The 14,638-nt window shown below is 60.9% G+C and carries 16 protein-coding genes; 9 read left to right on the top strand and 7 right to left on the bottom strand.

The genetic code is table 11. The annotated features are described in order from the left end of the window. Positions 1-101: 101 nt before the first annotated feature. Together B9Z52_RS04750 and B9Z52_RS04745 are read right to left on the bottom strand one after the other, a co-directional pair. Entirely contained in the window at positions 102-632 is a 531-nt protein-coding gene (locus B9Z52_RS04750) for a helix-turn-helix domain-containing protein (RefSeq protein WP_108411841.1), read from the bottom strand. 83 nt (positions 633-715) lie between these two features. Continuing rightward, a complete protein-coding gene (locus B9Z52_RS04745; RefSeq protein ID WP_108412681.1) occupies positions 716-1,651 on the bottom strand; it encodes a DMT family transporter in 936 nt (311 codons plus the stop codon). A gap of 79 nt (positions 1,652-1,730) precedes the next feature. Here B9Z52_RS04745 and B9Z52_RS04740 point away from each other — a divergent pair, with 79 nt between their 5' ends. Beyond that, on the top strand, positions 1,731-2,390 hold the full coding sequence (locus tag B9Z52_RS04740; protein WP_146182786.1) for a hypothetical protein: 660 nt from the start codon (positions 1,731-1,733) through the stop codon (positions 2,388-2,390). A gap of 70 nt (positions 2,391-2,460) precedes the next feature. Here B9Z52_RS04740 and B9Z52_RS04735 read toward each other — a convergent pair whose 3' ends face one another. Then, positions 2,461-4,326 carry a phosphoenolpyruvate carboxykinase (GTP) gene (locus B9Z52_RS04735; protein WP_108412679.1) on the bottom strand — a complete coding sequence of 622 codons (1,866 nt, stop codon included), beginning with the start codon at positions 4,324-4,326 and terminating at the stop codon, positions 2,461-2,463. Between the two features lie 207 nt (positions 4,327-4,533). Between B9Z52_RS04735 and modA the strand changes: the two genes are divergently transcribed. The 3 genes from modA to B9Z52_RS04720 are packed head-to-tail and all read left to right on the top strand — an operon-like array spanning position 4,534 to position 7,210. Then, on the top strand, positions 4,534-5,325 hold the full coding sequence (gene modA, locus B9Z52_RS04730) for a molybdate ABC transporter substrate-binding protein (RefSeq protein WP_233251812.1): 792 nt from the start codon (positions 4,534-4,536) through the stop codon (positions 5,323-5,325). A gap of 32 nt (positions 5,326-5,357) precedes the next feature. After that, the gene (gene modB, locus B9Z52_RS04725; RefSeq protein ID WP_108412677.1) at positions 5,358-6,038 is read left to right on the top strand and encodes a molybdate ABC transporter permease subunit; all 681 of its coding nucleotides are present in this window, start codon (positions 5,358-5,360) and stop codon (positions 6,036-6,038) included. Beyond that, positions 6,038-7,210, top strand: a complete 1,173-nt coding sequence (locus B9Z52_RS04720; protein ID WP_108412676.1) for an ABC transporter ATP-binding protein — start codon at positions 6,038-6,040, stop codon at positions 7,208-7,210. Before modB ends, B9Z52_RS04720 begins: the two co-directional genes overlap by 1 nt. Positions 7,211-7,303: 93 nt before the next feature. Here B9Z52_RS04720 and B9Z52_RS18195 read toward each other — a convergent pair whose 3' ends face one another. Together B9Z52_RS18195 and B9Z52_RS04715 are read right to left on the bottom strand one after the other, a co-directional pair. Next, complete coding sequence (locus B9Z52_RS18195; RefSeq protein ID WP_255350435.1) at positions 7,304-7,438, bottom strand: hypothetical protein; 135 nt, start codon at positions 7,436-7,438, stop codon at positions 7,304-7,306. A gap of 56 nt (positions 7,439-7,494) precedes the next feature. Further along, positions 7,495-7,914 (bottom strand): PaaI family thioesterase, encoded by a 420-nt coding sequence (locus B9Z52_RS04715; RefSeq protein ID WP_108412675.1) that lies wholly within the window; start codon positions 7,912-7,914, stop codon positions 7,495-7,497. 142 nt (positions 7,915-8,056) lie between these two features. Here B9Z52_RS04715 and B9Z52_RS04710 point away from each other — a divergent pair, with 142 nt between their 5' ends. Continuing rightward, on the top strand, positions 8,057-8,992 hold the full coding sequence (locus B9Z52_RS04710; RefSeq protein WP_369907850.1) for a Bug family tripartite tricarboxylate transporter substrate binding protein: 936 nt from the start codon (positions 8,057-8,059) through the stop codon (positions 8,990-8,992). 19 nt (positions 8,993-9,011) lie between these two features. Further along, positions 9,012-10,085, top strand: a complete 1,074-nt coding sequence (locus B9Z52_RS04705) for a 3-deoxy-7-phosphoheptulonate synthase (RefSeq protein WP_108412674.1) — start codon at positions 9,012-9,014, stop codon at positions 10,083-10,085. Between the two features lie 96 nt (positions 10,086-10,181). Here the strand turns inward: B9Z52_RS04705 and B9Z52_RS04700 are convergent, their stop codons facing one another. Together B9Z52_RS04700 and B9Z52_RS04695 are read right to left on the bottom strand one after the other, a co-directional pair. Next, a complete protein-coding gene (locus B9Z52_RS04700; RefSeq protein ID WP_108412673.1) occupies positions 10,182-11,156 on the bottom strand; it encodes a tripartite tricarboxylate transporter substrate binding protein in 975 nt (324 codons plus the stop codon). A gap of 96 nt (positions 11,157-11,252) precedes the next feature. After that, positions 11,253-12,158 (bottom strand): LysR family transcriptional regulator, encoded by a 906-nt coding sequence (locus B9Z52_RS04695; RefSeq protein ID WP_108412672.1) that lies wholly within the window; start codon positions 12,156-12,158, stop codon positions 11,253-11,255. A gap of 105 nt (positions 12,159-12,263) precedes the next feature. Here B9Z52_RS04695 and B9Z52_RS04690 point away from each other — a divergent pair, with 105 nt between their 5' ends. From B9Z52_RS04690 to B9Z52_RS04680, 3 genes are read left to right on the top strand one after another with little or no spacing between them, the layout of a single operon-like run. Further along, positions 12,264-12,689 (top strand): heme-binding protein, encoded by a 426-nt coding sequence (locus B9Z52_RS04690; protein ID WP_108412671.1) that lies wholly within the window; start codon positions 12,264-12,266, stop codon positions 12,687-12,689. A gap of 4 nt (positions 12,690-12,693) precedes the next feature. Continuing rightward, entirely contained in the window at positions 12,694-13,734 is a 1,041-nt protein-coding gene (locus tag B9Z52_RS04685) for an amidohydrolase family protein (RefSeq protein WP_108412670.1), read from the top strand. Further along, positions 13,731-14,630: a VOC family protein gene (locus tag B9Z52_RS04680; protein WP_108412669.1), complete on the top strand. Its 900-nt coding sequence runs from the start codon at positions 13,731-13,733 to the stop codon at positions 14,628-14,630. Before B9Z52_RS04685 ends, B9Z52_RS04680 begins: the two co-directional genes overlap by 4 nt. The last annotated feature ends 8 nt before the right edge of the window (positions 14,631-14,638 follow it).

Below are 14,638 nucleotides of genomic sequence, written 5' to 3'. Positions count from 1 at the left end.
GTCATCCCTTTGCAGCGCCTTGACTTGGTAGTAAAACGTGCTGCGAGGCAGCTCGGCCACCTGGAGCAAAGTGGCCAAGGGGTGATGCTGCCTTAGTTCGATCAGGGCTTTCGCTTTGTCTGCGCAGCCTGCTGCTTGGCTCGAACTAAGGCATCCAACTTTTTTAGATAAGCCACCTCCGCTCGCAAGTACTCATTTTCGCGTTGCAGCTCTTGCAACGTTTTGTCCTGCACGGGCTGCTCGCTAGAGGGCGTAGTGGGTTCGGGAGGTTTCATCGGTTTTGGGCGCCCTCGGGGCTTGGGAGCTAATGCTGTGATACCGCCCTCATGGTACTTGCGCTCCCAATCCGAGACAACTCCAGTGCCCCCGCGCAGATCAAACAAGTGAATGGTCTGGTTAAACGAAAGCTCTTCGCGCCACATGTGCTCTAGGACACGCAGCTTAAATTCAGCGCTGTAATGACTGGACTTCTTGGTTAGCCCACTATCGCCGTTTTGAAGAAAGGCGCCCACCCAATGCCGTATCTGTCCATCATTGACTCCGTACTTGGCAGAAAGCTTTGTGTAGCCACCCCCACCGGCTAAGTAATCTTGAACAACAGATTTTTTAAATTTCTCGTCGTACTTCGTCATGAAAAACACCCCAAAGGTTGGATTGGTGTCCAACTTTTGGGGTGCAGTTCACTCGGGAGGCTTTTTTCATGGGGCTCGCGCTTTCAGGACTTGGCTGTCTCAGGCACTTGTTTGGAAGCCAGGTAAATGCCCGGCAAGATCAGGCCCGCGCCCAAGATGTGGTGCCAGCCCATGGGCTCGCCCAGCACGGCCCAAGCGGTCAAGCCGCCATACAAAGGACCCAGGTACAGGCTGGCGGCCACGCGGCTGGCACCGAGCATTTTTTGACAAAACCCGTAAGCCCAGTAAGCGCCGATGCCCGGCACCACGGCTGCGGTCAGCACCAGCCAGGTGGCGGTGGCGGACCAGGCTGGCCGGTCGGCAGCCCACCATTCAGCCGCTGCAAAGGGCAGCAAGACCAGCGAACCGCCCAAGGCCGTAGCGGCCAGCCGTGCGGTGGCGCCCAAAGGGCTGGGCCATTTCTTGAGCAGCAGGGCATACGCGGCCCAAGCCACCATGCACAGCACGATCCAGCCGTCGCCCGCCACCCATTGCACTTGGCCCAGCGACAGCCATTGGCCCTTGACCACCACATGGAAAACCCCCGCCATGGCGATCAGCACCCCCGCCGCTTGCCGCCAAGAAAAGCGCTCGCCCAGCCACAAGACCGCGCCTACCGTGATCAGCACGGGTGAGGCTGCGTAGATCAAGGCGATGTTGATGGCCGAGGTGGTCTGTGCGCCCCGGTAAACCCAGGCGCCGCAAATGAGCATGCCCAGGGTACCCAGCACCAGGTATTGCCAAGCTGCTTTGAGGGTGCTTTGGCGTTGGTGCCACAGTTCATGGCGGGCCACGCAGGCCAGTACCAGACCGGCCAGTCCCCAGCGGCCCAAGGCCAGCACATGGGGCTGCACCACCCCGGGCGCTGTGCGGGCCACGATGTAATTGACCGACCACATGGCCGGGGTGAACCACAAAAGCCACAGGGCCAGACGGTGGCGAGAAGACAGCAGCGATGAGAAGGGTGTTTTTTTTACCATTGAAAGGGTGTGGGTGACTGGACAAATATGCTCTTTGAATTGGTTATATTTGGGTCTATGTGTATTTTTTGGAGATCCTATGTATTCAAAAACAATGACCGTTTTAAGTGTGGCGGCTGTATTGGTGGGGTGTTCAACTGCATCTCAAAAAATCACTGCTGAGTACATCTCGCCTGTTCAGTACCAATCTTACGATTGTGATCAACTGGCGCAGGAGTCCAACAGGATTTTGGTCAGGGTGAAGCAGTTGGGCGTCAGGCTGGATCAGGCCGCCAGCAATGACAAGGCCATTGGCGTTGTGGGTGCTGTTTTGTTTTGGCCAGCACTTTTCGCTTTGGGTGGAACCAAGCAGCAAGAAGCCGAATATGCAAGACTTAAAGGTGAATACGATGCCATCAGTCAGGCGCAAATTCTCAAAAAATGCATTACTTCAAGACCCACTGTCATCTCCACGCCAAGTGTGGATGTCGACAAAGATTTCGCAGCAGTGGCCGATGTGGATGCCGTGCCTTATCTGAACGCACGGGGCCGTGAAGGCTATCGTGATTGGGTTAGCAAAACACCACCAAAAGCCTTTGTGATTGCACCCGATGGCACCTGGAATTCCACATGGGGCCAACCACAAAACTTGGAAAATGAAAGTCCTGACGCACTTTCCCGGGCTCTTTCGCGCTGTGAAAAGCGAGCACAAGGCTGCAAAGCCTACGCGATTGATGGCCGAGTCGTCTGGGTTCCATAAAAAACCGCCCCGGTTTATGGCCGGGGCGGTTTCATGGTGTTGCGCCGATCAAGCGCAATGCCGCAAGGGTTTAGCCGAGGCGTTTTTCTAAATCGGCCTTGGTGTCCAGCAGCGCCTTGGGCAGATGGTAAGACAGCTGGGCGAAGTGCTCGTCGTGCAGCTTGAATTCGGCTTGCCAAGCGGCTTTGTCGATGCTGGTGACCGACTTGAACTGATCGGCGCTGAAGTCCAGACCGGTCCAGGTGATTTCGCTGTAAGTAGGGGCCACGCCGAACATGGTGTCTTGGCCAGCGGCTTTGCCTTCCAGGCGGTCGATCATCCATTTCAGCACGCGCATGTTGTCGCCGTAACCAGGCCAGACAAACGAGCCGTCTTCGCCCTTGCGGAACCAGTTCACGCAGTACATGGCGGGCAGCTTGTGGCCAGCGGCCTCGGCCTTGGCACCGGTATCGAGCCAGTGCTGGAAGTAGTCGCTCATGTTGTAGCCGCAAAACGGCAGCATCGCGAACGGGTCGCGGCGCACCACGCCTTGCGCGCCAAAGGCGGCAGCGGTGGTCTCAGAGCCCATGGTCGCGGCCATGTACACGCCTTCGGTCCAGCTGCGCGCTTCAGTGACGAGTGGCACGGTGGTTGAGCGGCGGCCGCCAAACATGAAGGCGTCGATCGGCACGCCTGCAGCGTCGTCCCAGGCGGGGTCGAGTGCGGGGTTGTTGGCCGCGGCCACGGTGAAGCGGGCGTTGGGGTGAGCGGCCTTGGCGCCGGTTTCCTTGGCGATCTGGGGTGTCCAGTCCTTGCCTTGCCAGTCGATCAAATGGTCGGGCAGCTTGCCGGTGTCTTTTTCCATGCCTTCCCACCACACGTCGCCGTCGTCCGTGAGGGCCACGTTGGTGAAGATCACGTCCTTGTGCAGGCTCAGCATGCAGTTGGGGTTGGTCTTCATGTTGGTGCCAGGAGCGACGCCAAAGTAACCGGCTTCGGGGTTGATGGCGTACATCTTGCCGTCGGTGTGGGGCTTGACCCAGGCGATGTCGTCGCCGATGGTGGTCACGCTCCAGCCTTCAAAGGCCTTGGGCGGCACCAGCATCGAGAAGTTGGTTTTGCCGCAGGCGCTGGGGAAAGCGGCCGCAACGTGGTATTTCTTGCCTTCGGGGTTGGTCACGCCCAAGATGAGCATGTGCTCGGCCAACCAGCCTTGGTCTTTGCCCATGTTGGAGGCGATGCGCAGCGCAAAACACTTCTTGCCCAGCAGCGCGTTGCCGCCGTAGCCCGAACCGTAAGACCAGATCTCGCGGGTCTCGGGGAAGTGCACGATGTATTTGGTCGTGGGGTTGCAAGGCCAGCTGGTGGTGTCTTTTTGGCCAGCAGCCAAAGGAGCGCCCACAGTGTGCATGCAGGGCACAAAGTCGCCGTTGGTGCCCAGCACGTCAAACACGGCTTTGCCCATGCGGGTCATGATCTTCTGGTTCACGGCGACGTAGGCGCTGTCGGTCAGCTCGATGCCGATGTGGCTGATGTGCGAACCCAAGGGGCCCATCGAGAAAGGCACGACGTACATCGTGCGGCCAGCCATGCAGCCGTCAAACAGGGGCTGCAGTGTGGTGCGCATTTGCGCGGGTTCCATCCAGTTGTTGGTCGGGCCGGCATTTTCTTTTTGCGCCGAGCAGATGTAAGTGCGGTTTTCCACGCGGGCCACGTCCGACGGGTCAGAGCAAGCCAGGAACGAGTTGGGGCGCTTGGCGGGGTTGAGCTTTTTGAAGGTGCCCGCAGTGACCAATTCAGCGCACAGGCGGTCATACTCTTCTTGTGAACCGTCACACCAGTAAATGTTGGCGGGTTTGCAAAGGGCGGCCATTTCGGCGACCCAGGCGATCAGCTTGGCGTTTTTGACGTAAGCCGGCGTATTGAGGTTCAGGCCCTGCATCACGGGTGAGTTCATGGGAAAGCTCCAAAGTTTAAAAATCGTTTTTTCAAAGGCTCTGAGCAGGGACTTTGAAAAAACGAATCGGGCACTGACATACTGGCGTTATCCAAGCATGTAACCGCCATGTAACTGCGGGGCCTCGATTTTAGGGAGGCTGTCCGTTTCGTGCCTGTCAATTCAGAGAAAAACGACCTTAAATCTATGCAAAAAATGCATTACGTTATGCGCGAGCTTGGATTCAATCGGTTCCAAAACGACCGACGCTGCTTGTTGCTGGTGTCGTGTGCCTGGCCTTTTGTGGCCAAGGCACAAGCACCGGTGCGGATCAAGATTGCTGCTGCGAGTAATTTGAAGTTTGTACTCGCTGACCTGATGGGACTTTACAAGCAACAAACAGGTGTTGAGGTGGATGTGAATTTTGGTGCATCCGGTAACTTGGCACGCCAGATTTTGCAGGGTTTGCCCGTCGAGCAATTCATCTCGGCCGATGAAGAACGTGTGGCTGAATTGGCCAAAGCAGGGCGCACGGTCGATGCCGGGCAGCGCTACGCGCAGGGCCGCTTGGCGCTGGTGGTGCCTCAAAATTCAGCACTGCCGCTCATGCAAGGTGTGCAAGCGACGGTCAAGGCCATGAAACCGGGCGACAAATTTGCCATTGCCAACCCGGCCTTGGCTCCGTATGGGTTGGCCGCGCAGCAGGTGTTGCAGCGCACGGGGGCTGGCCCGCTGGGTACCCAACAACTTGTTTTGGGAGAAAACATCGGGCAAGCCACACAATTTGTGGCCACGGGCGCAGCGCAGGCGGGTATCACTGCGCTGGCCTTGGCCACCGCGCCCGAATTGACGGCGAGCCTGCGTTTTGTGCCACTGCCTGAAGCCTTGCATGCACCTTTGCACCAGCGCATGGTCTTGTTGCAAGGTGCCGGTTCTGCCGCGCGGGATTGGCACCGCTTTTTGCTGAGCCCTGCAGCGCAAGCTGTATGGGTGCGCCATGGTTACGGCTTGCCGCAATAATTCAAGCCTTATTCACATACGGCATCACGCGCATGGATTGGTCTGCTCTCAAGGTTTCGTTCATTCTGGCCGCCTGGACCACGTTGGTGTTGTTGCCGCTGGGTTTGGCCTTGGCGCGATGGCTGGCGGTCACATCTTGGGTGGGACGGCCGCTCATCGAGGCTTTGTTGTTCTTGCCATTGCTGTTGCCGCCAACGGTGATCGGGTTTTACTTTCTGGTGGCGCTGGGCCAAGGCAGCGCCCTGGGCGCGTGGCTGGCCCACACCCTTGGGTGGCGGCTGGTGTTCACCATGCCGGGCTTGCTGCTGGTGAGTGTGCTGGTCAATTTGCCGTTCATGGTGCAGCCCATTCAACGGGCATTTGCCGCCGTGCCCAACAGCCTGCGCGAAGCCGCTTGGGTGTCCGGTTTGTCGGCCTGGCAAACGTTTTGGCGCATCGAGTTTCCACTGGCCTGGCCCGGCTTGTTGGCGGGCATGGCACTCACAGTGGCGCATACCTTGGGCGAGTTTGGCGTGGTGCTGATGGTGGGTGGCAACATCGAAGGCGAAACCCGCACCCTCTCTGTGTCGCTCTATGACAAGGTGCAAGGCATGGAACTGGCGTCTGCCCATGTGATGGCCCTGGCGCTGGTGGGGGTGTCCTTGCTGGCGCTGACCTTGGTGCTGGCGTTTGATCGGGTGGGCCAGCGCGGCCGCGCCCTGCAGGAGCGTTGATGCACGGCTTGCAGGTTCAACTCCAATCGAACAGCCCGATACGGCTGGAAGCCGAATTCGACTGCGGTGCCGGTGAGTTGGTGGCCTTGGTCGGCCCATCGGGCAGTGGCAAGACCAGCATGCTGCGTGCCATCGCAGGTTTATGGACACCGCCGGATATGCAAGGTCACATCCGTGTGGCGGCACAAGATTGGCTCAACACGGCCGCTGGCGTTCAGCTTACACCGCAGCAGCGCCGTGCCGGTCTGGTGTTTCAGCATTACGCCTTGTTTCCGCACATGACGGCCTTGGCCAATGTGGCGCTTGCCGCTGGCCCTGGATGGTCTGAAGCAGATGTGCAGGCCTTGCTCAGCCGTTTGGGTTTGGCCACCTTAGCCGAGCGCAGGCCTGCTCACTTATCGGGTGGGCAGCAGCAACGCGTAGCCTTGGCACGGGCTTTGGTGCGCGTCATGCCCGAACCGCAGGCCCCAGTCAGCCAGGCATTGGCAGGCGTGCTGTTGTTGGACGAGCCTTTTTCGGCTGTGGATGCGCCGACGCGACAGACGCTTTATCGAGAGTTGGCCGCATTGCGTCAAAAGGTGACTGTGCCAATGGTGCTGGTGACCCATGATCTGGCCGAGGCACGACGCTTGGCGGACCGCGTGGTGATCGTGGACGCGGGCCAGACCCTCCAGATTGGTGCGCCAGCGCGCGTGTTTGCCAGTCCGCGCAATGCGCGTGTGGCCGAGTTGGTCGGCATTCAGAACCATTTTGCTGGGCGTTTCTTCAAAGACAGCCAGGGCTGGGGGCGTTTGTGCTGGACAGGTTCAGACCCTTTGGACGCCAAGATTGCATTGAAGGTGGTGGACAAAAACAAGATCGACGACGACACCCCGGTGACTTGGGTGCTCAATGGCGAACAAGTGGATGTGATGGCGGATGGTGCGGTGTTGGAGGTGGTCGAAGCCGAAGCCACACGCTTGCGCTGCCGTTTGGCAGAGGTCTTGCTTTTGGGTGAAATCAGTCTGTGCACCTTGGTGCCAGAAGACTTGCCTGACCAATGCATTACCTTGAATTTGACGACCCGCGTACTGGACCGGTTGCAGGCTGCAGCGGGGGCTTGGGTGCAATTGCTCATTGCCCCGGGGGCTTTGCACATCATGCCGGTGCGAGAGGTGGGCGATGGCGTCTGATGATGCTCTGAAAGAACAAAACCCGCAAAGCCAAAGCTGTTGCGGGTTGGGGAGGGTGAGGCCAACTGCCTGCGCCCCAGGGGGCTGAAGGCCTCAGGCCATGAAAACGGCGATGAAGGCCAGCAGGAAAATCAGCACAGCACCAGCGGCCGGAATAATCACAGGGATGTGCTTGACCACGTTTTCCACGGGATCGTCAGATGTGTGTGCGTCGTTGTGAGCGGACATGAGTAACCTCAAAACAAGAATGAACGTATTGTAGCCAAGCTCAGCCGGTATTCGCCTTACATCAAAGCGTAGGTCGTGCTGGCCCTGAAAACGCTCTTGCCGTCATCGGCCCCAGCCAGATCAATCTCGCCAAAAGCCATGGCCTTGCCCACCCGCAAAATCCGGGCGGTGACCAGGGCGTCCTGGCCTGACAGGGGCTTCATGAAGGTGCTGGACAGCTGCACCGTGCTGCAAGGGCGGAAAGTTCCAAAGTGCTGGATCAAGGCCAGCACCATGGCCGTGTCGGCCGCAGCCATCATGGCCTGGCCACACAGCATGCCGCCCATACGCGACAGCTGATCGCTTTGCGGCAGGCGCAAGGTCACGCCAACGGTGTCCAGGCACTCCACCTTCAGGTTCAGGGCCTGCACCCAGGGGGCGAACAGTTCGGACAGGGCTTGTTCAAGCACTTGGGGGCTGATGGGGGTGGGACTCATGGGCAAACTTTCGGGCAGTGGCTGGGCCGTGGACAAGGTGATGCTCTATTTTCGCTTCACAATGACGACCCGGATGTTTCGAAGCAAGCGCATGCAAAAACGATCTTTTTTAACGCGAGCAAGCCGCTGTGTCTTGTCGCTCATGGTGGTGGGCGTGGCCTTGGTGAGTCCCGCACAAGAGCCATGGCCGACCAAACCGATTCGCATCATCGTGGGCTACCCGGCCGGGTCTTCGCCCGATGTCCAAGCCCGCTTGATCGCCGAGCCCTTGGCCCGGGCTCTGGGCCAGTCGGTGGTGGTCGAGAACAAGCCCGGGGCCAGCAGCAACATCGGCGCCGATGCCATCGCCAAGGCCGAAGACGGGCACACGATCGGCGTGATCGGCAACGGTCCGCTGACCAGTTCGAAATTCCTGTACGCCAAACTCCCGTATGACCCGGCCACTGATTTCGCGCCGATTGCGCTGATCGGCACCGCGCCGCTGGTGTGGGTGACCGCCAAGCCCGCGGCCGAGCGCAGCTTGGCTTCGTTCATCAGCCAGCTCAAGGCCGATGGCGACAAGCAAGCTTATGGCTCGGTGGGTCCTGGCTCGGGCGGTCATTTGGGCATGGAGTTGCTCAAGCAGGCGCTGGGCATTGGGCCCATGCATGTGCCTTTCAACGGTGGCCCACCCATCCTGAACGCCATCATCGGTGGGCAGGTGCAAATGAGTTTGTTGCCCGCCTCGACGGTCAACCCGCTGGTGCAATCGGGCAAGCTCGAAGCCGTGGCGGTTTCTTCGGCCAAGCGCACCCCGCTTGCCCCGACCTTGCCCTCGATGGAGGAGATCGGTGCCAAAGGCGTCAACATCGAAGTGTGGAACGCGGTGATGGCCCCGGCCCGCATGCCTGCGGCCCACCAAGCCAGACTGAGCCAGGAACTTGAAAAAATCCTCGGCTCGCGCGAGATCCGCCAGAAACTTTTTTTGCAAGGCTGGAAGGTGGATGACGCCAGCGCCAAAGGCTTGGCCGCACGCATCCAGCAAGACACGAAGACTTACCGCGACATCATCGTGCGCAACAAGATCAAGATCGATTGATACAGACACAGGCCCTGAAATGCTTTCTACCCAAGACAAAACCCGCATCGACGACACCCGCATCGCTTCGGTGCGCCCCCTCATGACGCCTGCGCTGCTCGAGGAGCGCTTGCCTGCATCGCCTGCGCACTTGGCGCTGGTCGAGCGTTCGCGGCAAGACATCTCGAACGTGCTGCAAGGCCAAGACGATCGCCTCGTGGTGGTGGTTGGGCCGTGTTCGATTCATGACCACGAGCAGGCCATAGCGTATGCCAAGCTGCTCAAGGTCGAGGCGGACAAACATGCCAAAGACCTGCAGATCGTGATGCGTGTGTATTTTGAAAAGCCGCGCACCACGGTGGGCTGGAAGGGTTACATCAACGACCCGCACCTGGACGACAGCTTTGCCATGAACCAGGGGCTGGAGATGGCCCGCAAGTTGCTGCTGGAGATCATCGATTTGGGCCTGCCTGTCGCCACCGAATTTCTGGATTTGCTCAGCCCGCAGTTCATCAGCGACCTGGTCACCTGGGGTGCGATCGGGGCGCGCACCACCGAGAGCCAAAGCCACCGCCAGCTGGCCAGCGGCTTGTCGTGCCCAGTGGGTTTCAAGAACGGCACCGATGGCGGCGTCAAAGTGGCCGCTGACGCGGTGGTGGCGTCCAAAGCGCCACACGCCTTCATGGGCATGACCAAGATGGGCCAGGCGGCGATTTTTGAGACGCGCGGCAACCAGGACGTGCACATCATCTTGCGTGGTGGCAAAGCGCCCAACTATTCGGCCGCCGATGTGGATGCCGCCTGCAAGGCGCTGGAGGCCTCGGGCATCGCACCGCAGGTGATGGTGGACGTGTCGCACGCCAACAGCAGCAAGCAGCACGCCAAACAGATCGAGGTGGCGCACGATGTGGCCGCGCAGGTGGCGGCAGGAGACCGCCGCATCATGGGCCTGATGATCGAAAGCCACTTGCACGAAGGCCGCCAGGACCTCAAGCCCGGTCAGCCGCTGCAATACGGCGTGTCCATCACCGACGCTTGCATCAGCTTTGAGCAGACGGTGCCGGTTCTGGATGCGTTGGCGCAGGCGGTGCAGCAGCGCCGTCGCCCGGAGTGATTTGAATAAGCCCGGTCACTGGCCTGGGCCAGGCTGTCAGCGGGCGCTGAACTTTGCCTAAGGATGCTTCAAGCCAGGTTCCTGCTGGCGGGCCACTCAGTCCAAGCTCAAGCCGATCTTGCGCGCCACCACGCCCCATTTGGCGTTGTCCTTGGCGATCTTGGCGGCGGCCACCTCGGGTGTGCTGCCGATCACGATTTGGTCGGTGGCTTTCAGGCGTTCGGCGGCTTCCGGGGTGCGCAAGGCATCGACCACCGCTTGGCGGAATTTGGCCACCACCTCGTCAGGCACTTGCTTGGGCGCCAGCAAGATCAGGCTGAAGTCGGCCTCGTAGCCCTTGACCCCAGCCTCGGCAATCGTGGGCACTTCGGGCAAGGTGGGCGAACGGGCCTGGCCCGACACGGCCAGCGCCGTCAGCTTGCCCGAACGCACATGCGGCAGCACCGTGGGGCCAGCCAGCAAACCGCAAGGCACCTGGCCTGCCAGCACGTCCTGCATGGCGGGGGCGGGGCCTTTGTAGGGCACATGCACCATCTGCATGCCGGTCATGTTGAGCAGCAATTCGGTCGACAAATGGCCCGGCACGCCTGGCCCGCCCGAGGCATAGCTCAGGGAGGTCGTTTTGGCCTTGGCGATCAGCTCGGGCAGGGTTTTCACGCCCAAAGACGGGTTGCACACCAAGGTCTGGCTGAAGGACGAGAGCACGCTCACAGGCTTCAAGTCGTCCAGCTTGAAGGGCATGGTCTTGTAGACATGCGGATTCACCGTGAGCAGCGTGTCGGTGGCGATCAAAAAGGTGTAGCCATCGGGCGCAGCACGGGCCACGGCCGCTGCGCCAATGTTGCCGCCTGCGCCGGGCTGGTTTTCGATCACGATGGGTTGCTTGAGGATGGCCTGGATCTTGTCGGCCGCTGTGCGCATGACCAGGTCACTCGGGCCCCCCGGTGGGTAGGGCGCGATCACCTTGATGGGCTTTTGCGGCCAGCTTTGGGCGAGGGCCGAGCTGCTCGCAGACAAGGCCAGCAGGGCCAAGCCCCAGGTCAAAGCGTGGCGGGACAAGTGACGGTGCATGGCGGCAATTCCTGAGATCGGTGTTCAAAAAATCCATCCTAGCCAGTTGCCACAGCCAGACACAGCTGGGAAACCCGAGGCCAGCCGCAAGGGTGTTCAGGTGTTCGTGAACAGCCGATGGATCATGCTGCGCAGCCAGGCGTGGCCGGGGTCTTTTTGCAGGCGCTGGTGCCAGTGCAGCTGCACATCGATCACCGGGGCCTTGACGGGTGTGGACACGGTGCGCACCTGACCGTGCTGCACGCAAAAATCGGCCAAGTCTTGGGGCACGGTGGCGATCAGGTCGCTCGATTCGATGATGGGCAGCAGGCTCAAAAAGTTCGAGATTTCCAGCACCACACGCCGCGTGATGCCTTGTTGCAGCAGGTGCTTTTCAAACACATGCTCGCGGCCGTGCGGCTTGACCACCACGTGCGAAGCCGCAATGAACTGGTCCAAGCTCATTTGCTCGCCAATGCTGGGGTGGTTCTTTTGCACCAGGCTCACATGCGAGGAGCGCATCAGCTGCTGCTGGTAAAAGCCCGCTTTGTGCAAATCCGGAAAATAGCCCATGGCCAAGTCGGCCGCGCCCGACTCCAGGCTTTCGGCGGCCGCACGGCGCGGCATGGCCAAGGTGCGCAGCTTCAGGTGGGGGGCTTCTTGCGCCAGCCTGGCCAGGATGCGGGGCAAGAAATTGGCTTCGCCAATGTCGGGCATCAGCACCGTGAACGTGCGCGTGGACGAAAGCGCTTCAAACCGGGTGGGCTGCAGGATCTCGCTTTGCACGGTCTGGACCACCTGCCGCACGGCCGTGCTCAGCTGCAGGGCCCGGGGCGTGGGTTTCATCTCCAGCCCGGCACGGACGAACAAGGGGTCTTCCAACAAGAGCCGCAGGCGCCGCACGGCCGAGCTCATGGCCGGTTGGCTCAGTCCGATGGCCTCGCCCGCGCGGGTCACATTGCGGTGTTCCAGCATGGCGTGAAAGGCCACCAACAGGTTCAAATCCACGGCTGCAATATTCATCAGACAAATTCTACCTATTCAAGTAATTGTCTGGATGAATTCAGCTGCACTCCCTAAACTGAGCGAACAGCGCTTGACGCCCATCAATTCAATTGGAGACCCCGAATGACCGTTCTCAGTTTGGCCACGGCCCAAAAAATCATCGACGCTGCCTTGGCGCATTCCAAAGCCCAGGGCTACAAACCCATGGGCATTGCCGTGCTCGACGAGTCCGGTCAGCTCAAGGCCTTTGCCCGCGAAGACGGCGCCAGCATGTTCCGTTTTGACATCGCCCGGGCCAAGGCCTGGGGCGCTGTGGGCATGGGGTCCTCCAGCCGCGTGCTGGCCCAGCGCGCCAAGGACAACCCCAACTTCTTTGTCTCGCTGGCGGCCACCGCTGAGGGCAAGTTTTTGGCGCAGCCCGGGGCTGTGCTGGTCAAAAACGCAGCCGGTGACCTGCTGGGGGCCGTGGGCGCCAGCGGCGGCACGGGCGACGAAGACGAGGCGATCTGCATCGCTGGCATCGAAGCAGCGGGTCTGATCGCAGGCTGAACGCATGCACAGTCTGGCGGCATGTGGCTGCGGCGTGGATGTGCATGCGCACGTCATCCCGCACGATTTCCCGGCTTACCTGGGGGGCGCAGCGCCTGCGGGCTGGCCGGTCATGGCGCCCGCGCACGCTTGCCACCGGCACGTGATGATCGATGGCAAGAACTACCGCACGGTGTCTGACAAATGCTGGTCCACCACCAAGCGCCTGGCCGACTTGGACGAGATGGGCCTGGGCCTGCAGGCCATCTCGCCCATGCCCGAGTTGCTCTCGTATTGGCTGGCCCCCGCAGATGGTGCGCAACTGGTGCGCTACCTCAATGAACAAATTGCCCTGATGGTGGCCGAATCGGCCGGGCGATTGGTCGGTTTGGGTGCGGTGCCTTTGCAGGACATGGACCTGGCGCTCAAGGAGCTGCAATACATCCGGCACGGCCTGGGCTTGGCGGGGGTGGAAATCGGCAGCAACATCAACGGCGTGCCGGTCGGTGACCTGCGCTTTGATCCGTTTTTTGAGGCCTGCGAGGCGCTGGACCTGGCGGTGTTCGTGCATGCCTTGCGGCCCACGGGCATGGACCGCCTGGTGGGCCCCGCGCCCTTGCAGCAGGTGTTGGCCTACCCCACCGATGTGGGCTTGGCCGCCGCTTCGGCGCTGACAGGCAATTTGATGCTGCGCCGCCCACGCTTGCGCATCGCCTTCAGCCACGGCGGCGGCACCTTGGCCATGTTGCTGCCCCGGCTGGAGCAGGCCATGTCGGTGTTTCCGGCGCTGCGCGAGACCGTGCAGCGCTCGCCCACCGAGCAGGCCCGGTCTTTTTATTACGACAGCCTGGTGTTCGATGCGCCGACCTTGCAGCACCTGGTGCAACTTTTCGGGGCCACGCAAGTGATGATCGGCACCGACTACCCTTTCAATTTCCACGAGGCCAGGCCGGTGCAGCGCATCGCGCAAGCGGGCTTTGATGCCGGGGTGACCCAACAACTGCTTCAGGCCAATGGCCTGAGATTTCTGGGCTTGCCCGCCACTTCCTTGAAAACCTTGCCATGACCCACGCTTCCTCTTTGGTTGCTGCTTTGCGCAGCGTTGCGCTGACGGTGCCTGATCTGGCCCTGGCCGAAGCTTTTTTCACCCGCACCTGGCATTTGCAGGTGGCCGCTCGCACCGACGACGCCTTGTACTTTCGCGGCGCGGGCACAGACCACCATCTGCTGGCCTTGCACCAGGCGCCGGGTGCCGCCCAAATTTTGCACGTCACGCTCAGGGCGCGCAGCCTGGCGGCCCTGGCCTTGGCCGCGCAACAAACCGAGGCTGCAGGCGGTCGTGTGCTGGCAGCGCCTGCGCCCTTGACGGAGCCCGGCGGTGGCCAAGCGGTCACCTTGGTCGACCCCGATGGCCGCGTGTTCCGTCTGGTGCACGGTGATGAACAGCTGGGCGCGATCGATGCGCCCGACATGCCCGTGCGGCTGGCCCATGTGGTGCTCAACAGCAGCCATGTGGAAGACACCCGCCAATTTCTGGAACAGGCCTTGGACTTTTCAATGTCGGACCGCACCCGCATCATGGCCTTCATGCGCTGCAACAGCGACCACCACAGCGTGGCTTTGGGGGACACCGACAACAACGCACTGAACCACATCGCGTTTTTGATGCCCGACCTCGATGCCGTGATGCGCGGAGGCGGGCGCATGCAAGACGCGGGCTTTCCCATCGAGTGGGGGCCAGGCCGTCACGGCCCGGGCGACAACGCCTTCAACTACTTCGTCGGGCCCTTTGACATCGTGATCGAGTACACCGCCGAGGTCGAACAAATCGACGACAGCTACCAGACCGGGCAACCCACAGACTGGACCTGGCCGCCGGGCCGGGTCGATCAGTGGGGCATTTCCCAGCCGCCGAGTGCTCGCCTGAAAGCGGCGCAGCGTGCCGTTGTTTTTGCCCAATAAGGAGTGGC

This window comes from Limnohabitans sp. Jir72 (assembly GCF_003063575.1).
GTDB lineage: Bacteria > Pseudomonadota > Gammaproteobacteria > Burkholderiales > Burkholderiaceae_C > Limnohabitans_A.
This window is presented reverse-complemented; position numbering and strand designations above follow the sequence as displayed.